This window comes from Xenorhabdus sp. NBAII XenSa04 (assembly GCF_963866145.1).
GTDB classification, from domain to species: domain Bacteria; phylum Pseudomonadota; class Gammaproteobacteria; order Enterobacterales; family Enterobacteriaceae; genus Xenorhabdus; species Xenorhabdus indica.
The window spans coordinates 121,004-143,068 of the sequence record NZ_CAWMEB010000135.1 but is presented as its reverse complement, the minus strand read 5'-3'; the positions used below and the strand labels follow the sequence as shown (position 1 = coordinate 143,068).

Sequence of the window (22,065 nt, the reverse complement as noted above, 5' to 3'; positions counted from 1 at the left end):
GACATTGGAAGCGTGTTTTGCAAGGCTTAATTTTTAAGATCCTGTATATGACTGCTTTATATATCTGCTCGATAGCTCATCCCTGTTGCTAAAATAATTAGCACTGAGATACCCGTGTTTTTAGCCTTATGTTTGTATTTTGTCAGCGTCCGACTGAAAAATTGAACCTGATCAAGAAGTTAGAAAAAACAAAAAAGAAAAAACCCGTTATCCTGAGATAACGGGTTATTCTTGTATGGTGCCGGCTACCGGAGTCGAACTGGTGACCTACTGATTACAAGTCAGTTGCTCTACCAACTGAGCTAAGCCGGCGAAATTTGGCGGAAGGATAGAGATTCGAACTCTAGGATGGTTTCCCATCGGCGGTTTTCAAGACCGCTGCCTTCGACCGCTCGGCCATCCTTCCATGGCGCGAGATTATGCCTATATCTCTGGAATGTGTCTAGCCCTTAAAAAGAAAAAATTATGATTTTTTTACTGCTTGCTCAATCTTCGAACGCTAATGGCCTTTTTATCCTCTAACCTGCTAGTATTATCACAGTTCAATAAATTAGTTAACTTCGAGTTGATTCAAAATTAACCACAAATATATCCACATTAAAGGCAGCCATCCAAAGAATGTATAAACAAGCATCTATTAAGCCATCTGTCGTTCCCCGTTTTTACGCGCTGTTTATTATTTTGCTTTTTACTTCTCTATTTTTATTCGGGTATAACTATTTTGATAGTTGGCTGACGGAGAAAAAATATGCTATCAGTAGTGTAACGGCCAAGATGCGATTGCAGATCGAAGATTATCGTTATCATGCTGGTCGTATCTTCGAACAGTCTAATATTCAGCCATCCTCCTCACAGGAGGTTGCATCACCGTTAGAGTTGCGTCCCAATGTTTATTGGCTGGAAAGTCATAACAAAAATATCGATGCAATTGTTTTTGGTCGTTACAACGATTCTAGTGTTCAACTGGCTCAGAGGTTATCTAACTATCTTGAAATTCTCTGGGGATCACGTAATGAATATGAATCCATGTATTATCTCAATGGAAAGGATAACAACTTACTATTGGTAACTACACATCCTATTTTAAAACCGGAAATCAGGTTTAAAGAAAGTTATCTGACTCTAACTTCTGACATTAAACGTTCTGAAATGTTGGCACAATCAATAACATTGGATGAAAAGGAAAGTATTTCCCCCATTCACGTATTACGTGGTGAGAATGTTTATTACTATACTTATAAAGCTGTGTTCAATTCACCAGGGCAATTAACTACAGTTATTGCCTTTGATTTACCTATTAATAATCTTTTGTCGGTTGATATGTTACCAGCAAATTTTCGGTTGTATTCGAATAACGAATATGAGGTTGAGAAGACAGATAAAGTTGATGTTTCGTTAATCGGTTTTTGGCTGGAGTTTTCTCAACCACTTAATATTATGCAGTATAAATTGGTATATCAGGTTCCTCTAAAAGCACTTATTGTGGATTTCTTGATCAGAAATATTTGGTTATTACTCTCGATATTGGTTTTCTTACTATTTTCATTCAGTGGATTACTTTATATTCGTCGTCGATATATCACTCCTAATGCATCAATGGATCAAGAGCTAAAAATAAAAGACTCTCTGGGGAATGATATTATTTCTAATATTCCTATTGGATTATTGGTTTACGATTTTATATCAAATCGGTTGATCAGTAGTAATAAGATTGCAGAGAAACTGATGCCTTATCTTGATTTGGGCAAAGTTAAAATCATGGCAGAACAACATAATGGTGTCATTCAGACATCCATTGAAGATGCGGTTTACGAAGTAAAAATGTATAGCAGTAATTTATTGCCAGAGACTTATTTATTCTTATTGCAGGATAGAGATCAAGAAGTTATGGTGAGTAAGCGGTTACAACTTGCTCAACGAGAATATGATAAAAATGTATACGCCAGACGTTCAATGTTGCAGAATATTAATTCTGAAATAAAAAAGCCGATTCAGGAGTTGAATGATATAGCTATCCGATTGAAAAATATATCACAAGATGAAAATAAGTATAGTTTGCTGGATAAGTTACTGCTTAAATCAGAATTCATCACAGAGTGGATTGAAAATATTTCTTTGCTCAGTGAATTAGAATCTGGTGATTGGCAGCCAGCTAATGAAGTATTTTCTTTATCTTCACAATTGGAGAATATATTGAAATTATCGCTACCAACACTAAATTCTAAAGGATTGAGGATTTATTATTATTTTAATATTTCTCATGAGTCAGTATTTTCTGGCGATGGAATAGCATTAAATAAAATAGTTTTATTATTATTAAATTATGCTATCACAACAACCAGTTATGGTAAAATATCCCTTAGTGTCAATAGTTCTGGTAAATACGATAATCATATACAGATTGAGTTAATTGATAGTGGTTCAGGTCTAAGTAATAAAGAACTTGCCAGCTTAAATTATCCCTTCTTGAATAAATTGGCAGAAGATAAATATTATACAAATTCTGGGTTGGTTTTTTATTTATGTAATCAATTGTGCCAAAAAATGGGGGGGAGTTTTGAAATTAAAAGTAAGCAGGGATTGGGGACACATTATATCGTTAGTTTACCTCTTCCTCAATACGGTGAACATGTTGAACCCCCTCAGCTATTGGACGGTATTATAGCACTAATCGATATCAGTAACCCCGAAATTAAAAAAATAATCCATAATTATCTTGATAATTATGGAGCAATATATTTTGACAAGAGTACAGAGAGTGTTAAGGAAGAATACGATATCATTCTTACTGACAGACAGTACAAAGTAGAAAAGCCAACTATATTATTAGTAGGTAATTTGATAGGGTTTAAGAAGATGAGACCTGGTTTGGTTCAGTGTAATTACAATTTTGCTGGTGCTGTTATCAATGCGATATCGTTACTGATTGAAGAAGATTTCAGTTTAGTTGAATCCGAAGAAGTTTACGGGAGTCCGCAACAAGCATGGGATCTTGTTGATAATGTCGATAGTAATATTTGTAATACCCTCAAAAGTTATCAAACACAGTTAGTAGGCAGTAATTATAGGAAATTATTTGTAGAGACAGTACCGATGGATATTACTAAACTGTATACTGATATGGAACAATATGACTTGATATCACTTTCGCAAACGGTACACCGCCTTAAGGGTGCGTTTGCTATGTTAGACTTTAAATTGCTCAAATCATCATGTGAGGCGTTGGAACAACACATAGCAGACAATAATGAAGTAGAAATCAAAAGTAGCATCAGCCGTATTGATTCCTTTGTCACAAAGCTGTTGCAGCCAAGGTAACCAATAATATGAATAACCTTAATGTCATTATTGCTGATGACCATCCCATTGTTTTATTTGGCATCCGCAAGTCACTTGAACAAATTGAGTGGATTAATGTTGTCGGTGAGTTTGAAAATTCGACTACACTGATTAATAGTTTGCCACATATAGAAGCAGATGTTCTCATAACGGATTTGTCAATGCCCGGCGACAAATATGGTGATGGCATCACCTTGATAAAATATATTAAACGCCATTATCCGACACTGGCTATCATCGTTCTTACGATGAATAATAATCCGGCTATTTTAAGTGCAGTACTTGAACTTGATATTGAGGGGATTGTGTTAAAACAGGGAGCACCAACAGATTTACCTAAGGCACTTACTGCACTGCAAAAAGGGAAGAAATTTACTCCTGAAAGTGTTTCTAAATTGTTGGAGAAAGTTAATGCTAACGGTTATGGAGATAAACGTTTATCTCCGAAAGAGAGTGAAGTACTGCGTTTATTTGCTGAAGGCCTTCTCGTTACAGATATTGCTAAGAAACTTAATCGCAGTATAAAAACCATTAGTAGCCAGAAAAAATCAGCGATGATCAAACTGGGAGTTGATAACGATATTGCATTACTTAATTATTTATCTTCAGTCACTATTGATAATGATATGATTAAATAACCAATAGTTATCTTTTCTGAGTGTAAGATCGGTGATTAAGATTACCGATCTTATATTATAAAATAAGCACTATCATCTAATCCAATTGGTTATGCTTTTAGAGGCTTTTTTCCTTGTTGATGAACTACTGTCTGGTATCTTTCAGGTAAATATTCTATTAATGTATCCTTCAGTTTTGTTAGTGATACAGGTTTCAATAGACAATAATCCATACCGACATCCACACAACGTTGTCTTTCTTCTGCCATTGCATTAGCTGTGACACCAATAATTGGTTTATTATACCCTTTATTTCTTAAATATTTTGTGAATTCATATCCATCCATATTTGGCATATTAACATCTGTCAGGATAATATCGGTTGTATTATTTTCCAGATGTTCAATCGCATCTATACCATCGTTGGCCATTTCTGTCTTGAATCCTAGAGAATTTAATTGTTCGACCAATAAATGACGATTGATGGGATGATCATCAACAACTAAAACTTTAATTGAATTTAATCTATCATCTGTTTTGATAGAGTTTTCCGAAACGGGGGATTGGAGTGTATGACTATTATTGGATAACAAATCATCAATGAAATAAACAAAATCACTGATTTGGTAAGTGTTATGTAACCAGTAATTACTTTGAGTCTTTTCTGGTGAGCCAATATGGTTCTCTGATATTTCAATAAAATAACGAACGGCAATATCCAATTCAATAGGTTGATCACTGATTAATAATTCAGTACCGTCGATTTGACTTTCATTAAACGCAGTAATTTGAAAATGTGCTCTTGTCAAAAGATTATACAGATATTCTTCTAAATAATCATTTCGAACAGCCAATATAATTTTCTGTTGAATATGGTTTGGAGAAAATGTGTTAGCATGATATTTTTCCTTATCGTATTTTGCATTATATAGAGGAAGCCGGATAGAAAAAATGCTACCAACGTATTGTTGTGATACAAATTCAATATCACCATCCATCAGATTAATTAGTTTTTCACAAATCGCTAAACCTAGCCCTGTTCCTTGTGATGCATTCTCTTTATTGGCACTGGTCTGAAAAAATGGTTCGAACAATTGCTCTTGTAATTTATGTTCGATTCCTAATCCTGTATCTTTAATACTAATATACAAGTAGCCATATCTTACTGTAACGGATATGACAATACAGCCAATTTCTGTAAATTTAATGGCATTATTAAGTAGATTAGAAATAATTTGTTGCAATCTTACCGGATCGTTATTCATATAGTCAGGAACATCTGGGTTGATGTAACAGTAGAATCCCAGATTTTTTTTCGTTATAAGAGGAAGATAGTTTGAGATTACATGTGATATGACCTCTTTACAGCTAAATTCTTTAACATCAATTTTAAGTTGGTTAGATTCTATTTTAGAAAAATCGAGAATATCGCTAATGATTTTCAACAATAGTGATGAAGAGTTATTCATTGTTGATAATAACCGTGCAGCTTCTGATGCTAATGGATAAGATTGTAATAATTCCAGATTTCCAATGATGCCATATAGTGGTGTTCTCAATTCATGGCTAACGGTTGCCAGAAACATTGATTTCGCTTGGTTGGCTTGCTCTGCGGCTGAAGCCATCTCTTGTAATGATTTCTCCATCTTAGCCCGGGTACTGATATCAACCAGAACACAGATTGCCACTTCCTCATTGCGATAACGCGAATGTACGAAGCTAATTTGTAGATGATTATTATTACTAGTAACAATATCAATATAGCTGCTGGTTTTATCACAAATGATATCAATGATACGTTTTTGATCTTCGAGCGTCAGCATTCGAGTATAGTTATGCGCAAGTTCATTACTCAGTATATTAGCACCATCACTGATCCGTAAAATGCTAATGCCAACAGGAGCAGAGGCAACGATTTTATGATTGAACTGTTCGTGTTCTTCAAGGCGAAGAGCATTATTTTCAGCAGGGGAAAACATTTTACGTTCGAACAGCCAAATGAAAGAAAAGATCAGAATTGCAGAGATAGTATTTAAAATAAGGCTGTTAATGATTTTTAACTTGAAATCATCAAAAATATTTTTTAGAGGTAAGGAATATATAACACTGAATGATGATGGAGCCAAACGCCTCTTTAACACTAAGTGACTATAATCTTCATCATAGCCAAAGTAAGGGATCTGTATATTGTAATCTACGGGATAAGATTTATTATCCTTTTTTAAAGGATAATGTAATACAGGCTTATTATGCTGATTAAGTAATGTTATTGTTGCATCTGTATTAGGTCTTTGTAAAAAGGTTTCCAGCTTGAGCGTTTGTTCGACACCTATCATTGCGACCATTTTTCCATTGCTATAAATAGGGGAAAGAATATAAAAGCTACCGTTGTCTGGGGTTGTACCCACCGCAAGCCAATAGATATTCTGTTCTTTTCCCTGTTGTTGCAGGAATACTAACTGGCGGTAATTTTCATAAACCATCTTTTTTAGCGTATCAGGTTCTGTTATTGCACCACGAATTGGAAAATTCACCATGCACATACTTTGGACGTCTATCAAAAAAATTTGATTTACTCCCTGTGGCATCACAACATTATCTTTCCAGAAAAAAAACAGATCATTTAACGCATGTAAATAATTATAAGGTTCATTACGTAGTAGTTCACAATTTGAGTTCATATTCAGAGGCGTATACAAAAATTGTGAGTTATTATATGGTGGGTTAATAGTCAGAATTTTTTTATTCTCTTCTGATAAATATTTCTCTGCCATATATTGAAGGTCGTGTAAGGTATTAGTAGTTTCCCGCACATAAGAGAACATTATATCGTAATCAGAATTATATTCTTGACGGATGTCTGATTTAGCTTTATTAAAAAGATTTGCCAGATAAAAACTGGTTAATAAGGCACCTAATGCCCATAACATAACACCAAGCACCCGAAAAAGGTAGCGGGATATCTTTAGTGATGTTCGGAATGAAGATAGATATCTCAAGAGGTCGCCTGATAAAAAACGTGATTAATAATAACTGTTAACAGCATATACTAGTGTAGCAGGGAATACAAAGCAGCATTTTGTATCCGGCATTCTTTGAAAAAAATGGTACAAAAAAGCAGGCATTAAAATGCCTGCTTTTTTAATACTTTTGTGGGTCTTTCAGATTTGCAGCTTTATTGGCTGCAATCCGAAATTCATTGAGTATAATTTTATGGATGAATCAGGAAAAGGCGAATATTATTCCTGACCTTCTGATCCATTACTTCCTTCATCGACGGAAGAGGCTGCTGTATTGCCATCCTCTTCATCATCAGGTTCAGCAACACGTTGCAAACCAACGACTTTTTCATCATCTGCCGTGCGGATCAAAGTGACCCCTTGAGTATTACGTCCGACAGTACTGACTTCAGAAACACGAGTACGAACCAGTGTTCCCGCATCAGTAATCATCATGATCTGGTCAGTTGGTTCAACCTGAATTGCCCCAATCACGTTACCGTTACGTTCACTGACTTTGATAGAGATAACGCCTTGAGTTGCACGAGACTTCGTTGGGTACTCTTTTTGGGTAGTACGTTTTCCATAACCATTTTCAGTGACTGTCAGGATTTGACCTTCTCCACGAGGAATGATCAAGGAAACAACTTTATCTCCTTCCGCCAGTTTGATACCACGGACTCCGGTTGCAGTACGCCCCATGGCGCGAACGCCTTTCACCCGAACCGTACCATCTTCCAGTGTCTCTTCCTCTTCTTCAAGGAAGCGGACAACTTTACCCTGTGCAGAGAATAGCATAACTTCGTTGCTGCCATCAGTGAGGTCAACGCCGATCAGCTCATCTCCCTCATTCAGATTAACTGCAATGATACCGGCACTACGCGGACGACTGAACTCACTGAGTTTAGTCTTCTTGACAACTCCACTTGCTGTCGCCATGAATATGTTCAATCCTTCTTCATATTCACGGACAGGCAGAATGGCCGTAATACGTTCGTCTTGTTCTAATGGCAGCAGGTTAACTATAGGTCGGCCACGGGCACTACGGCTGGCTTCTGGCAGTTGATAAACTTTCAGCCAATACATCTTGCCTTTATTAGAGAAGCAAAGAATAGTATCGTGGGTATTGGCGACCAACAGACGTTCAATGAAATCCTCTTCTTTGATACGCGCTGCTGATTTACCTTTACCGCCACGGCGTTGTGCTTCGTAATCAGACAATGGCTGGTATTTCACGTAACCCTGATGGGATAGTGTTACCACAACATCTTCCTGATTGATCAGGTCTTCAATATTGATATCTGCAGAATTCTCAGTCAATTCAGTACGACGTTTATCTTTGTACTGTTCTTTGATCGCAAGTAACTCTTCCCGAATGACTTCCAGCAAACGTTCCGGGCTTTCCAGAATGAACAACAGTTCAGCAATGACTTTCAACAGTTCACGATATTCGTCGAGCAGTTTTTCATGCTCCAGACCTGTTAATTTCTGTAAACGCAGATCCAAAATGGCCTGTGCCTGCTGTTCGGTCAGGTAATACTTACCGTTATGAATACCAAATTCTGGCTCCAGCCATTCAGGACGTGCAGCATTATCGCCAGCCTGTGCCAGCATTGCTGCAACATTGCCTAATTCCCATGCTTGAGAAATGAGGCTTGCTTTAGCTTCAGCAGGCGTTGGAGCTTGGCGGATCAGTTCGATCACAGGATCGATATTTGCCAGTGCAATAGCCAGTGCCTCAAGGATATGAGCACGGTCACGAGCTTTGCGGAGTTCAAAAATTGTTCTGCGAGTGACAACTTCGCGGCGGTGGCTGACAAATGCAGAAAGAATATCTTTCAGGTTAAGTAGCTTAGGTTGTCCTTGATGTAGAGCAACCATATTGATACCGAATGAAACCTGCAATTGGGTGAGTGAATACAAGTTATTCAGGACAACCTCACCGACAGCATCGCGTTTTACTTCGATAACGATACGCATACCATCTTTATCGGATTCGTCGCGTAATGCACTGATCCCTTCAATACGCTTTTCCTTCACCAGTTCAGCGATTTTTTCGATCAGGCGTGCTTTATTTACTTGATAAGGGATTTCACTGACGATAATGGTTTCACGGCCATTTTTATCATCAGTCTCTATTTCGGCACGGGCACGGATATAAATTTTACCGCGACCGGTACGGTAGGCTTCCTGAATACCGCGACGCCCATTAATAATGGCCGCTGTTGGGAAATCAGGCCCTGGGATATATTCCATTAGGCCTTCAATACTGATGTTTTCATCATCAATATAGGCCAGACAGCCATCAATCACCTCAGATATATTATGAGGTGGGATGTTAGTCGCCATGCCGACCGCTATCCCTGATGAACCGTTCACAAGTAAGTTAGGAATACGGGTTGGCATTACATCGGGAATTTGCTCTGTACCATCGTAGTTAGGCACAAAATCAACAGTTTCTTTTTCTAAATCCGCCAGCAATTCATGGGCTACTTTTGCCATGCGTACTTCGGTATAACGCATCGCAGCCGCAGAATCGCCATCAACTGACCCGAAGTTCCCCTGGCCGTCAACCAGCATGTAACGCATGGAGAATGGCTGTGCCAGACGTACAATCGTGTCATAAACAGCGGTGTCGCCATGTGGATGGTATTTACCAATCACATCCCCAACAACGCGGGCAGATTTTTTATAGGGTTTATTCCAATCATTTCCCAATACATTCATCGCAAAAAGTACACGGCGATGTACTGGCTTCAGTCCATCTCGAACATCTGGCAGTGCACGTCCAACAATAACGGACATCGCATAATCCAGATATGAGCTTTTCAGCTCTTCTTCGATATTGACCGGGGTGATTTCTCTGGCAATGTCGCTCATGGAGCCACTGTCCCTCATACTCCGAATTCAAAGGCTTAGAATTATACCACAAATTGACAGTTTTATAAAAACCAGATGCGGGTATTTCAGGATTAAGATGTGTATAATAGTTTCTTATCACACATCCCCATAATACTGTTACATTTTCTGTGAACCAGCCCCTAGGAGCGATATTGCTGATGAACGCTAAAACCCCCGATTCACTCATTCAATCACACGCTAATGTGGATCAACAGGAAATCGAAAAATTTGAAGCTGTTGCTTCCCGATGGTGGGATCTTGATGGTGAATTTAAACCATTGCACCGCATTAATCCATTGCGTTTGAACTATATCCTGCAACGGGCTGAGGGTCTTTTCGATAAGAAAGTATTAGATGTTGGATGCGGTGGTGGGATCCTATCAGAAAGTATGGCTTATGAAGGAGCGGATGTGACCGGTCTGGATATGGGTTTTGAACCACTACAAGTTGCCCGGCTGCATGCATTGGAATCTGGTATATCAGTTAAATATGTGCAGGAAACGGTAGAAAGCCATGCTGAGCAACATCCACATTCCTATGATGTAGTAACCTGTATGGAAATGCTTGAACATGTACCAGATCCAGAATCTGTCGTTCGTGCGTGTGCCAAATTAGTTAAACCTGGTGGTCATGTCTTTTTTTCAACCATTAACCGCAATCGAAAAGCATGGTTAATTGCTGTCATCGGTGCAGAATATATTTTAAATATGGTGCCAAAAGGGACACACGATGCGAAAAAATTTATTCGCCCTTCAGAGTTAATTAGCTGGCTGGATAAAACCTCGCTGAAAGATCAACATATTATCGGTTTACATTACAATCCGTTAACAGATAAATTCCGGCTTGGACACAATGTGGATGTGAACTACATGCTTCATACCCGATCAGCCTAACAGAATCAATTAAGGGATTAATAAAGCAACAAATAGATCTTATTTTTAAGATTTTATTTTTGGGTTTTTGCCGATAGGTTTGCGAAAGTAACATCAAGTAACTACGCAGGTTATCGGCTTTTCGGCAAAATTAATCCTCAAGTTATCCACAAAACTTCCTGATCTTGTACACTTGATAAAACGCGAAATTAACATTATCTTGTTATTACAGTTTTATTTACCCCCTATATATTGTGTTTCTGGACGTTTCACTGCTACTAGCTCCCAACGGATTTTCAGTCATCTTGAGGGCATCGTGCTATCAACGATCAGGAAAGGCAATTATAGGTGAAATACGAAAAGAGAAGGTGTATTTCCTCATGAACCAGAGTCTGCTAGTAACCAAGCGTGATGGACATAAAGAACAAATTGATCTTGATAAAATTCACCGGGTTGTCACCTGGGCTGCTGAAGGTCTGAAAAATGTCTCAGTGTCACAAGTAGAACTGCGTTCCCAGATTCAATTTTATGATGGCATTAAGACATCTGATATCCATGAAACCATGATCAAAGCCGCGGCAGACCTGATTTCAAGTGATGCTCCGGATTATCAGTATCTGGCCGCTCGTTTAGCCATCTTTAACCTGCGCAAAAAGGCTTACGGTCAGTTTGAGCCGCCTGCGTTATATGACCATGTTGTACGTATGGTTGAGTTAGGTAAATATGACAAACATTTGCTCGCAGACTATTCCAAAGAAGAATTCGAGCAAATGAACAGTTTTATTGACCATCTGCGTGATATGGATTTTTCCTATGCAGCGGTTAAACAGCTTGAAGGAAAATATCTGGTACAAAACCGTGTCACTGGCGAAATTTATGAAAGCGCTCAGTTCCTATACATTTTAGTTGCGGCATGCCTGTTTTCCACTTATCCGAAAGAAACGCGCCTGGGTTATATTCGCCGTTTCTATGATGCGGTTTCTACTTTTAAAATTTCGTTGCCAACGCCAATCATGGCAGGAGTCCGTACACCAACCCGTCAATTTAGTTCCTGTGTTCTGATTGAATGTGGCGATAGCCTTGATTCTATCAATGCAACATCCAGTGCGATTGTCAAATATGTTTCTCAACGTGCGGGCATTGGTGTGAATGCTGGTCGTATTCGCGCAATGGGTAGTCCAATCCGTGGTGGTGAAGCTTTCCATACTGGCTGTATTCCATTTTATAAGCATTTCCAGACAGCAGTGAAATCCTGTTCTCAGGGGGGGGTACGTGGTGGTGCTGCGACGTTGTTCTATCCACTATGGCATCTGGAAGTAGAAAGCTTGTTGGTACTGAAAAACAACCGTGGTGTTGAAGGTAACCGTGTTCGCCATATGGATTATGGTGTGCAGATCAACAAACTCATGTATGAGCGTTTGATCAAAGGGCAGGAAATTTCTCTGTTTAGTCCGTCTGATGTGCCTGGCTTGTATGACGCTTTCTTTGCTGATCAGGATGAATTTGAGCGTCTGTATACTCTGTATGAAAATGACAGTGATATTCGTAAACAGCGTGTTAAAGCAGTAGATCTGTTCTCTTTGATGATGCAGGAACGTGCTTCAACTGGACGTATTTATATCCAAAACGTTGACCATTGTAATACACATAGCCCGTTTGATCCGGCTATTGCACCTGTTCGTCAATCTAACCTATGTTTGGAAATTGCACTGCCAACCAAGCCGTTGAACGATATTAACGATGAAAATGGCGAAATTGCGTTGTGTACGTTGTCTGCTTTCAACCTTGGTGCTATTAAAAATCTGGATGAGTTGGAAGGATTGGCAGATTTGGCTGTCCGTGCACTGGATTCTCTGCTGGATTATCAGGACTATCCGCTTGTTGCTGCCAAGCAGGGTTCAATGGGTCGTCGTACACTAGGCATTGGCGTAATTAATTTTGCTTACTATCTGGCGAAGAACGGTGTTCGTTATTCTGACGGTAGTGCCAATAACCTGACTCACAAAACATTTGAAGCCATTCAGTACTATTTGCTGAAAGCTTCTAATACGCTGGCTAAAGAGCAGGGAGCATGTCCGTGGTTTGGTGAAACTACTTATTCGCAGGGCATCCTGCCGATTGATACGTATAAAAAATCACTGGATGCGTTAACCAGCGAACCGTTGCATATGAATTGGGAAGCACTACGTAGCGATATTCTGCAATATGGTCTGCGTAACTCAACTTTATCAGCACTGATGCCTTCAGAAACATCCTCGCAGATTTCCAATGCGACTAATGGTATTGAACCACCGCGAGGCTACGTCAGTGTTAAAGCATCAAAAGACGGTATCTTGCGTCAGGTTGTACCGGAATATGATCGCCTGAAAAGGTCTTACGAATTACTGTGGCAAATGCCTAGCGTTGATGGCTATCTGCAATTGGTGGGGATCATGCAGAAATTTATCGATCAATCAATTTCTGCTAATACTAACTATGATCCGGCGCGTTTCCCTAATGGCAAAGTTCCGATGAACCAATTGCTGAAAGATTTACTGCTCGCCTACAAATATGGTGTGAAGACACTGTATTACCACAACACCCGTGATGGTGCGGAAGATGTTCAGGATGATTTGGAAGAAGTTGTTGAATCTGCTGATTCCGATTGTGAAGGCGGCGCGTGTAAAATTTGATTTGAGGAAACTATGTCCTATACCACTTTTTCACAAGTAAAAAATGATCAATTACAGGAGCCGATGTTTTTCGGCCAGTCTGTGAACGTAGCGCGTTATGATCAGCAAAAGTATCCTATTTTTGAAAAGCTGATCGAAAAACAGCTCTCGTTTTTCTGGCGTCCAGAAGAAGTTGATGTATCCCGTGACCGCATTGATTTCAATGGGTTGCCAGATCACGAAAAGCATATTTTTATCAGTAACCTGAAATACCAGACATTACTGGATTCTATCCAGGGGCGTAGCCCGAATGTAGCGTTTCTACCATTGATTTCGATTCCTGAATTAGAAACGTGGGTTGAAACATGGTCGTTTTCAGAGACAATCCATTCGCGCTCTTATACGCATATTATCCGTAATATTGTTAATGATCCTGCGGTTATATTTGACGATATTGTGGCAAATGAGCAGATCTTGAAGCGAGCGAAAGACATTTCGAAGTATTACGACGATCTGATTGAAATGACCAGCTACTATCATCAGTTAGGTGAAGGTATGCATAGCGTCGCTGGTCAAGAAATAACAGTTAGTCTGCGTGCGCTGAAAAAACAGCTTTATTTATGTTTGATGAGTGTTAACGCATTGGAAGCAATTCGTTTCTATGTCAGCTTTGCGTGTTCATTTGCTTTTGCTGAACGTGAATTGATGGAAGGAAATGCGAAGATAATTAAACTAATCGCCCGTGATGAAGCCTTGCATTTGACAGGTACTCAGCACATGTTGAACTTGCTGCGTTCTGGTCAAGATGATCCTGAAATGGCAGAAATTGCCCAAGAGTGTGAACAGCAATGTTATGACCTGTTTGTGCAGGCGGCAGAGCAGGAGAAAGAATGGGCGGATTATCTTTTCAAAGATGGCTCCATGATTGGTCTGAACAAAGATATTTTGTGCCAGTATGTTGAATATATTACCAATATTCGCATGCAGGCAGTGGGCTTGAAGTTGCCATTTGAAACACGTTCGAATCCAATTCCTTGGATAAATTCGTGGTTGGTTTCTGATAACGTTCAGGTGGCTCCACAGGAAGTTGAAGTCAGCTCTTACTTGGTCGGTCAGATTGATTCGGAAGTCAATACTGAGGATCTCAGCGGTTTCGAACTCTGATATGGCTGATTACAAAGTTACCCTGCCGTCCGGGCAGGGATTATCTCTCTATTATTCTTCCAGTTTGCACAGTAACTTGTTGGAAGCTTTAGAACAAGGCAACATTCAGACTGAGTATCAATGCCGTGAGGGGTATTGTGGTTCCTGCCGGGTAAGGTTAGTGAAAGGGAAGGTAGGGTATCCTTGTAAGCCGTTGGCATTTGTTAATGTTGGTGAAATTTTACCTTGCAGTTGCTACCCCCTTTCTGATATCGAAATTGAGCTGTAATTCATCGTTGGATGACAATTATTATCTAACCAGGATTATTAATCCTTTCTGCTTTGCAATATCAAGCCTGTTTTTAATTGTGAACATATCAGAATCATAAGTTGATATGTTCACTTATTTATTCTTTTATCTTTCTGATCTAATAAGAAAAAAATTGTGTGGTTACATACACAGAACATCAATTTTTTCATAATGTTAATTTAATTTGCTTCTTTATTGATTCTTCCTATCTGATCTGGTATCAAGTATATAATTATCTATATACCTTTGGGTTCATTCCTTTGCTGTTGTATTACCTCTTGAATCCCCTGTTGTATATATCAGAAAAGTGATTTTAGATATTTCAGTGAATATTGACTGAATATAAGTATGTTATAGATTTCAAATAACTATTTATAGAATTTCTGGAAAATAAAAGATAAATATAATTTAATCTATAGGATAAGCTAAGAAAAATGTAAGGAGCATAACCATGTATAAAATTGATTATAATTCGTACCGTTCAATTAAAAGTTTTAACCGACGTCCTCGATTTTTAGTGATACATTATACTGCCTTAAATTTCAAGAAATCTATTGAGGCATTAACAGGAGAATCAGTTAGTGTGCATTATTTAGTACCTAACCCAGATGATCAAACTTATAAGGAAGCTGGGTTCAAGGGAGTACGTATATTTAATTTGGTTGATGAAATTGAAAGAGCCTGGCATGCGGGAATCAGTAGCTGGTCAGGCCGAAACAATTTGAATGATACAGCAATTGGTATTGAAATTGTTAATGAAGCCAGTGATGATTGCGGCGTCATGACTTTCCCTCCGTATCATCCAGATCAGGTTAATGCAATTAAAGAGCTTGCAATTAATATACTGCAACGATATCCAGATATTACTCCAACTCACGTTATCGGGCATTCTGATATTGCTGTGGGTAGGAAAAGTGATCCAGGCCCTGCTTTTCCCTGGAAAGAATTGTATGAAGCTGGGGTTGGTGCATGGTATGACGAAGAGACTAAACAAAAATATATTGAAGAGTTTAAGCAATCTTTTCCTGAGAAAGATAAGATTTTAAAGAAATTCAGCCAGTATGGTTATGATATTTCTGGAGCAAATGAAAATAATGGATATCAAGGCTTGGTTAAAGCATTTCAAATGCACTTCCGTCAATCAAAGTATGATGGGAACCCAGATATAGAAACTATTGCAATTATATATGCTCTAGTTGAGAAATATTTCAATAAGGAATGGTAATACATATTATTATTCCAGGGGGATAAGACTATATCTAACTAGCTAAAATATAAATAATAACTATAATTAACACCCTGATAATTACCTCTTGTTAAACACATTCTTGATGAATTTTAAGATGCAGCTAATGGTAAAGGAATGGCTCTGAAGGAATATAGATAATTATATGACCGAGGAAGAGCGGTAAAGAATAGTGACACCAGTAAAGCGACAATCTGGAAGGTGGAGAGGATAAGTGTTTTGCAGTATATTATCAGGGGTTCTTTTTTGTTGACATTTATTAATTTAAATAGGTTGTATTTTTTCTATGAAATTAAATTAAGTGGTGACATTCAAGATGATAAATTTTTCATTTAGATTATAGAGTCTCGGTAAGTTTAATATTTTTATTAAAAAACGTGATGACTTGTAAAATAAGATTTATCTCAGGTGGAATTTTCTACTTGAATCACATATATTGCTGTATTTTATTGTGTAAAAGTAATGGTTGGAATATTTTAGAAGAGATAATCAATTGTATTATTGAAATTTTTGGTTGATTTTTTTAGTTTAATGACTGATTTCAATAGAAGGGAGATAATTTCACTATCTTTTTTCTTAGATAGTTTGTTTAAAGTAAAAATTATTTGTTTTAGTCTATTAAATTTTTCTGGTGATTTGGTTTCTACCTTGCTCTTTGATGAATGTTCATCTAGTCTAAATGTTTTCCTTTAGGTAACTTATATTTGATTAATAGTATAAGTTTTTTTATCTGTTTTTTTACTATTCATTGCAAAGGCTGTTTGGTTCAAAGATTGTCAGGAGCTTAAAATGGGGAGACTGTTGGCTGTCATTGTTGTGGTGATGGGGGTAATAGCGATGATATGTAATATTGCGGAAGCAAAATCACCTCATGATGGTGAGTACTTGTGTAAGGTAAATAAAGAATTAAATGATGCCACTGTCAAAAATGATGGGTTATACTTTTTTCCAACTAATCAGGATACTGTTAGAGTTTCCTATAAGAATGCAAGCTTTATTATTCATGAAATAAAACCAGAAATCTTTGTTAGCCCTACATTAATGCCTATAACCCAATTTGGAATATTAAATAAAAAAGAACTTTTAGAGATAGGTGAGAATACCTTAATATATGGTGGAAAAGGTCATGGATTAGGGTATTTTAGGCCAGGTAAAAATGAGTTTTTTATTTCAAAAATAAACATTCCTGGTATAAAGGGTGCTTATATTTTATCTTTAGAATATTGTGTCAAACAGTCATGAGAAATATTAAGAGGATTGTTTATACTGTAATGCTTCTTTAAAATATATTATCAAATCTATCAAGTTAATTATTTTTATTCTATATCAGTTGTACTGACTTGAGCAGGCTGAACAGTTATATTTCTTGAAGGAATATACTCATTTGTTGCTGTATGGTTCAGGATATTTAGGAATTACCAAATAACGAAAGCTCTGCGCAAGTTGGCTAATATCCGGACGAGGTTAAAATAAAAAAGCCAGTTATTGTGTTTGAACTGGCTTGCCTTCTCTGTGCTAACACAGCCTTTTACATAAAGCGTTTTGTTGACAGACGAATGACAACGCAATGTATATTGGAGAAGAAAGATTTTACAGATTTCATGATGATTTTCCTTGAGAATTATAAATTGTGATTTACTTCACGAAAATCTAGATTCTGTGAGGCATTTTATGCTCAAAATGAAAAGAGTCAAGGTATTTATTGAATTATTTTTTTAAAATTTTAAAAAAATTTGAAAATTAACTTATTTTATTGAAAAAAAGAGATTTTTATTAATTAGGGAAGAGGTATTCAGTCTATCTTACTGTTTTTTATTGTCCGTATTGTGATATGGACGTAGGAACTTTTTTTGCTGTCTATACTTTATCCATAGGGTGTGATGATAAGCTATACTATTGGAGAGATAGCTTATGGAGATAAGTGAAAATGGCATCAATAAGATAAAAAGTTATGAAGGTTTGAGATTAAAAGCATATCCTGATCCTGCTACTGGGGGTGAGCCTTGGACAATTGGGTATGGGCACACAGGAGGAGTAGAGCCAGGGCAAGTGATCACAAAACAACAAGCAGAGGCATTGTTGAGTGAAGATTTAAACCCTATTTATGATGTATTAGAACAATATGTTAAAGTGCCTTTAACACAAGGGCAATTTGATGCTTTATGTTCGCTTATTTTTAACGTGGGAATTGGAAACTTTATTCATTCGACATTATTGAAAAAATTGAATCAAGGTGATTATCAAGAAGCTGCACAGGAATTTCTGAAATGGGATAAAGCTAACGGGAATAAACTACCAGCTTTACTTGCTCGTAGAAAATCTGAACAAGAAATGTTTTTATCGTAAGTTTATTACCAACAATACCAGATATGATAAATAATGATGTGGACTTATCAGTAATAACATTTTATTAACCAACATAATTTATCGATGAATTAACCTGATACTCACTTCAGTCACTAGCATGTGCTGGCAAAATACCAGCACATAATTACTATATTACCAATATTATTTTATATCAGTATCAATAACTTGATAGAAAGCATTAGCTGTATCATCAATTGTCCAGATGCCAAGAATAACATGGTATCCTGAGCGTTTTGGTACTTCACACGTTATATTAACTTCTTTTGACGGGCGTTTTCCATTATCCTCTTGTGAGCAGAAAGGAGTGAGATCAAATTGTGCACGAGTAAGAGGCTTATTAGGATCCCAATTAGGTTTAGTAATAAAGAACTGCCATGAAGTTGTGCTATGCTGCGCAGTTAAATGCCATTTAAATACATTTTCGCCTTTGTTGATAGGGACATGATGCCAACGATTTTCACTTTGTTCATTGAGTTGTTTAAACTGCCCAACCCCTGCACTGGCAATTTGACCATCAGGTGGCCCGGCTTCAGGAAAACCTTTTGGACCTTCAACAGACTGTGGTTCATACATGACAGGCCCACAATTTTTATTGATACCTTTTTTACATAGAAGAGCCCTACTTGGAGGGCTCTCTATATATCCATGGCGACTTTGGGTTTCAGCATTAGCAGATAATGGGATTGTACATAAGGCCGTCAATCCCACTAAAAATAATGACTTTTTAATGTTCATGATTGAATTTCCTGTTTTTCCGTACTTGACTGTAAAATAAGTAAATTTACTAATATTTATTATATTAAGTAGATTTAATGAATTTAATTAACCTGACATAATGACATACAAATGTTTATAGTAAAATTATTAAGTTATAAATACTTAAATTATGATAGAAGTATAACAGAAAGAGACTCTAAGTAACTTTATAAGAATCATATGGGAAATGTTTTGATTTATCTATAATATATTTTAATGCGGATAGGTAGAATTCCTTTCTGAAACAAGGAGGGGGAAATAGCGAAATAAGAAGAAAATGAGAGTACGTGGGGAAATAAGTAATGATTTGATTAAAAATAATAAAATCGAAATAGCAAAACACACAATATAAAAAACTCTAGTATTTTCCAGAAATCAATTAAATATGAATTAAGTTGTAATAATAGTGTTGATTTTAGTGCTGATGGCAGGAAATACTTATTGCCAAAATTCGTCATGGTTAATGGGAAAGATCTGGATGAACGATTAATACATATGGAAGATATGAATATAATAGAAAGCCGGATTAGGCCTTCTATTTGTATTTAGATGATTTTTTCTATTTTGTAGAATAATTTTTTAAAAATCAAATCCCTTAACCTATTAATTCGATAATTAGGTTCTTTTTTCTTTAATAAGTGACGATAATTTTCTCTGAGCTTTTTTTGTTTAATTCTTTCTTTGTGTAAAGTTGAAGAAACACTGTTGGTATCTCCATTAAACACCATGGAAGGTAATAAACAGTACACGTTAACAATTCTTTGCATTCTAAAAACTCCCCACATATCACACTCCCATTTTAGTGGAGACATTCTTCTGATTAATTGTTTAGCTGATTTATTGTTTATTATATAACCATAAGCCCCAGATGCTTCATAAATAGAATAAATATCATATTTTCTTGATTTTAATTTAATATTCTTTATATAACTTTCTGGTGGTGATAGCAAAAAGACATTTGGTTTTCTCACACAGTCAATCAACTTTATTTCGTTTAATGCATTTATTAGATCTTGAGATAATATTGCATCATCTTCTAGTATTAGTGCATGTTGGATATTCTCATCTACTATTTTCTTATAAATAAGCAAATGACTTAGTGAGCAACCTATTTCTCCTTTGGTTAATTTGCATCCAGGATAATCATATACTATTTCAGAAAGATAAGTATCTGACAAGCCAGAACCGTATACCGCGTCTATAAACTCGATATTTAAATTCAGTCTGTCAGCCTGTTGTTGCATGGCTAATCTACGTTCTGATTCACTCTTTAGATTAATAACGAAAATCTTCATAGCTTATTATCACCATTGATAATATTATTGGTTACATGCATGATACTTTTTTTATACCTTATTTAATGCAGAGATAACTCTGTCATGATATTTATCATCATAAAATTCAGTTATGGATTCTTTTATGGTTGAATAATCAGGAAGTTGCTTTCCATTTACAATTGCCTGCAATTTATTAGATAAAGCATCTATATTATTTAAAGGATATAATTCTCCATTTATACCATCTTTAATTATATCAGATGGCCCTGTTTGACAATCAGAGCTAATCACATATATTCCATAGGATATTGCTTCGCATAGAACCATTCCAAAACCTTCATAAGATGAAGTTAGCAATAAACAGGTTACATTTTTAATATTTTCTATTATATATTTCCAGGGGGTTTGTTGCCATCCATGCCATTTAATTTTATCCTCAATTTTAAGATTATGTGCTAGCTCTTTTAGTTTGTCAATTTCTTGGGTATCTCCTGAACCAACAATATTTAATAACCAATTTCCTTTTATTCCAGAAAGTGAAAAAAATAATTCTTTTAAATTCTTTTGCCCATCGAAATTAATTCTGCCTAAATATAAAAAAGAATATTCATTTTCTGAACGACTGATTGTTTCATATTTTGGCGTGATAGGATTATAAATAGTATACACTGTATTGGGCTTGGCTCCCATATCGTAAAGCTGTTTGGAAATTCCTGAGCTTATGGATAAGTGTTTATCTGCTAATAATGTATATTCTATTTTATAGAGCCCATGCAATGTGAAATGGTGCCAAGAAAAAATTTTCGTATTTTTAAAACAAAATCTTCTGGCCCATAGTGATATGTAACATGTTAAAGAATCGTAAGAAATGATATGTTCCGGTTTATATTCTAATATTAACTTTGAAAATTCATATGCAAAATGTATTCTTCTTAATTTTGTGTTTCTAATATTCGATTTAATTCGAATGAATTTTTTCTCACCAAGCCATTGATCGTCAGGATTTTTAAAATTATCCTCAAAAAATACGAATAATATATCATAACCATCTTTAGATGATGACATTATTCTATGAAAACTATTAAAAACAGTTTCCATTTCACCGAACCCGCCTACATTATATCCGGCAATAAAAATTTTTTTCGGATTCATTTTCATCTCAACAAGTTAAACATGTACTATTGTAGGGAGTATACATTATTGCGTTTGTAGGTATCTATTCATATTCTGTCCAAACAGTCAAATTTGATGCTCCTACTCCATCAACAGAGTAGCTTGGTGTGCTTATCGCCTTCATCTTTCATTAACGGAGTCGGAGGTCACCTTATCTCTGATATTCTGTTATGGTATGAAAATTGGTTAGTAAAGGTGAATAATTAGATATTTTTTAATAAATTCCATCCATAAAAAAACCAACCGTAATAGGTTGGTTTTTCTAGGGAAATTTGGTCGGCATGATAGGATTTGAACCTACGACCCCCGACACCCCATGACGGTGCGCTACCAGGCTGCGCTACATGCCGATGACTTTGCTTATATTACCTTTTTTTATCCGCAAAGCAAGCCCCTTGTTTAGTGAGTGCTTGA

The 22,065-nt window shown here is 36.6% G+C and carries 14 protein-coding genes and 3 tRNA genes; 9 read left to right on the top strand and 8 right to left on the bottom strand.

The window, feature by feature from the left end; translation table 11 throughout:
• Window positions 1-236 precede the first annotated feature (236 nt).
• Window positions 237-312 (bottom strand) — tRNA-Thr (locus tag AAC147_RS06605).
• 6 nt (window positions 313-318) lie between these two features.
• A tRNA-Ser gene (locus AAC147_RS06600) sits at window positions 319-406 on the bottom strand.
• A 212-nt stretch (window positions 407-618) separates the two neighbouring features.
• Between AAC147_RS06600 and rcsD the strand changes: the two genes are divergently transcribed.
• Window positions 619-3,318, top strand: coding sequence for a phosphotransferase RcsD (rcsD, locus tag AAC147_RS06595; RefSeq protein WP_047679730.1), 2,700 nt, complete (start codon window positions 619-621; stop codon window positions 3,316-3,318).
• A gap of 8 nt (window positions 3,319-3,326) precedes the next feature.
• The gene (gene rcsB, locus AAC147_RS06590) at window positions 3,327-3,977 is read left to right on the top strand and encodes a response regulator transcription factor RcsB (protein WP_047679728.1); all 651 of its coding nucleotides are present in this window, start codon (window positions 3,327-3,329) and stop codon (window positions 3,975-3,977) included.
• 89 nt (window positions 3,978-4,066) lie between these two features.
• Here the strand turns inward: rcsB and rcsC are convergent, their stop codons facing one another.
• A complete protein-coding gene (gene rcsC, locus AAC147_RS06585; protein ID WP_072032490.1) occupies window positions 4,067-6,955 on the bottom strand; it encodes a two-component system sensor histidine kinase RcsC in 2,889 nt (962 codons plus the stop codon).
• A gap of 240 nt (window positions 6,956-7,195) precedes the next feature.
• Window positions 7,196-9,835 carry a DNA topoisomerase (ATP-hydrolyzing) subunit A gene (gyrA, locus tag AAC147_RS06580; RefSeq protein ID WP_047679726.1) on the bottom strand — a complete coding sequence of 880 codons (2,640 nt, stop codon included), beginning with the start codon at window positions 9,833-9,835 and terminating at the stop codon, window positions 7,196-7,198.
• A gap of 179 nt (window positions 9,836-10,014) precedes the next feature.
• On the opposite strand from gyrA, the gene ubiG reads away from it, so the two are divergent.
• The 7 genes from ubiG (at window position 10,015) to AAC147_RS06545 (ending at window position 18,424) form a co-directional block, all read left to right on the top strand.
• On the top strand, window positions 10,015-10,749 hold the full coding sequence (gene ubiG, locus AAC147_RS06575) for a bifunctional 2-polyprenyl-6-hydroxyphenol methylase/3-demethylubiquinol 3-O-methyltransferase UbiG (RefSeq protein ID WP_047679725.1): 735 nt from the start codon (window positions 10,015-10,017) through the stop codon (window positions 10,747-10,749).
• 359 nt (window positions 10,750-11,108) lie between these two features.
• Window positions 11,109-13,400: a class 1a ribonucleoside-diphosphate reductase subunit alpha gene (nrdA, locus tag AAC147_RS06570; protein ID WP_047679723.1), complete on the top strand. Its 2,292-nt coding sequence runs from the start codon at window positions 11,109-11,111 to the stop codon at window positions 13,398-13,400.
• Between the two features lie 12 nt (window positions 13,401-13,412).
• Window positions 13,413-14,543 carry a class Ia ribonucleoside-diphosphate reductase subunit beta gene (nrdB, locus tag AAC147_RS06565; RefSeq protein WP_047679721.1) on the top strand — a complete coding sequence of 377 codons (1,131 nt, stop codon included), beginning with the start codon at window positions 13,413-13,415 and terminating at the stop codon, window positions 14,541-14,543.
• A gap of 1 nt (window position 14,544) precedes the next feature.
• Window positions 14,545-14,811 carry a class I ribonucleotide reductase maintenance protein YfaE gene (yfaE, locus tag AAC147_RS06560; protein WP_047679719.1) on the top strand — a complete coding sequence of 89 codons (267 nt, stop codon included), beginning with the start codon at window positions 14,545-14,547 and terminating at the stop codon, window positions 14,809-14,811.
• Window positions 14,812-15,283: 472 nt separating this feature from the next.
• On the top strand, window positions 15,284-16,057 hold the full coding sequence (locus AAC147_RS06555) for an N-acetylmuramoyl-L-alanine amidase (protein WP_047679717.1): 774 nt from the start codon (window positions 15,284-15,286) through the stop codon (window positions 16,055-16,057).
• Window positions 16,058-16,867: 810 nt separating this feature from the next.
• A complete protein-coding gene (locus tag AAC147_RS06550) occupies window positions 16,868-17,320 on the top strand; it encodes a hypothetical protein (RefSeq protein ID WP_047679715.1) in 453 nt (150 codons plus the stop codon).
• A 669-nt stretch (window positions 17,321-17,989) separates the two neighbouring features.
• The gene (locus AAC147_RS06545) at window positions 17,990-18,424 is read left to right on the top strand and encodes a lysozyme (RefSeq protein WP_047679714.1); all 435 of its coding nucleotides are present in this window, start codon (window positions 17,990-17,992) and stop codon (window positions 18,422-18,424) included.
• A gap of 162 nt (window positions 18,425-18,586) precedes the next feature.
• On the opposite strand, the gene AAC147_RS06540 is transcribed toward AAC147_RS06545, so the two are convergent.
• From AAC147_RS06540 to AAC147_RS06525, 4 genes are all read right to left on the bottom strand, one after another.
• A complete protein-coding gene (locus tag AAC147_RS06540; protein ID WP_047679712.1) occupies window positions 18,587-19,180 on the bottom strand; it encodes a lytic polysaccharide monooxygenase in 594 nt (197 codons plus the stop codon).
• A 566-nt stretch (window positions 19,181-19,746) separates the two neighbouring features.
• Complete coding sequence (locus AAC147_RS06535; RefSeq protein ID WP_052189403.1) at window positions 19,747-20,496, bottom strand: glycosyltransferase family 25 protein; 750 nt, start codon at window positions 20,494-20,496, stop codon at window positions 19,747-19,749.
• A gap of 51 nt (window positions 20,497-20,547) precedes the next feature.
• The gene (locus tag AAC147_RS06530; protein ID WP_047679710.1) at window positions 20,548-21,630 is read right to left on the bottom strand and encodes a glycosyltransferase; all 1,083 of its coding nucleotides are present in this window, start codon (window positions 21,628-21,630) and stop codon (window positions 20,548-20,550) included.
• A gap of 294 nt (window positions 21,631-21,924) precedes the next feature.
• Window positions 21,925-22,001, bottom strand: a tRNA-Pro gene (locus AAC147_RS06525).
• Between the last annotated feature and the right edge of the window lie 64 nt (window positions 22,002-22,065).

Bases quoted from the DNA above. Each gene is read 5' to 3' on its own strand.
- rcsD (WP_047679730.1), top strand. From the start codon at position 619: ATGTATAAACAAGCATCTATTAAGCCATCTGTCGTTCCCCGTTTTTAC.
- rcsB (WP_047679728.1), top strand. From the start codon at position 3,327: ATGAATAACCTTAATGTCATTATTGCTGATGACCATCCCATTGTTTTA.
- gyrA (WP_047679726.1), bottom strand. From the start codon at position 9,835: ATGAGCGACATTGCCAGAGAAATCACCCCGGTCAATATCGAAGAAGAG.
- ubiG (WP_047679725.1), top strand. From the start codon at position 10,015: ATGAACGCTAAAACCCCCGATTCACTCATTCAATCACACGCTAATGTG.
- nrdA (WP_047679723.1), top strand. From the start codon at position 11,109: ATGAACCAGAGTCTGCTAGTAACCAAGCGTGATGGACATAAAGAACAA.
- nrdB (WP_047679721.1), top strand. From the start codon at position 13,413: ATGTCCTATACCACTTTTTCACAAGTAAAAAATGATCAATTACAGGAG.
- yfaE (WP_047679719.1), top strand. From the start codon at position 14,545: ATGGCTGATTACAAAGTTACCCTGCCGTCCGGGCAGGGATTATCTCTC.
- AAC147_RS06555 (WP_047679717.1), top strand. From the start codon at position 15,284: ATGTATAAAATTGATTATAATTCGTACCGTTCAATTAAAAGTTTTAAC.
- AAC147_RS06550 (WP_047679715.1), top strand. From the start codon at position 16,868: ATGGGGAGACTGTTGGCTGTCATTGTTGTGGTGATGGGGGTAATAGCG.
- AAC147_RS06545 (WP_047679714.1), top strand. From the start codon at position 17,990: ATGGAGATAAGTGAAAATGGCATCAATAAGATAAAAAGTTATGAAGGT.
- AAC147_RS06540 (WP_047679712.1), bottom strand. From the start codon at position 19,180: ATGAACATTAAAAAGTCATTATTTTTAGTGGGATTGACGGCCTTATGT.
- AAC147_RS06535 (WP_052189403.1), bottom strand. From the start codon at position 20,496: ATGAAGATTTTCGTTATTAATCTAAAGAGTGAATCAGAACGTAGATTA.
- AAC147_RS06530 (WP_047679710.1), bottom strand. From the start codon at position 21,630: ATGAATCCGAAAAAAATTTTTATTGCCGGATATAATGTAGGCGGGTTC.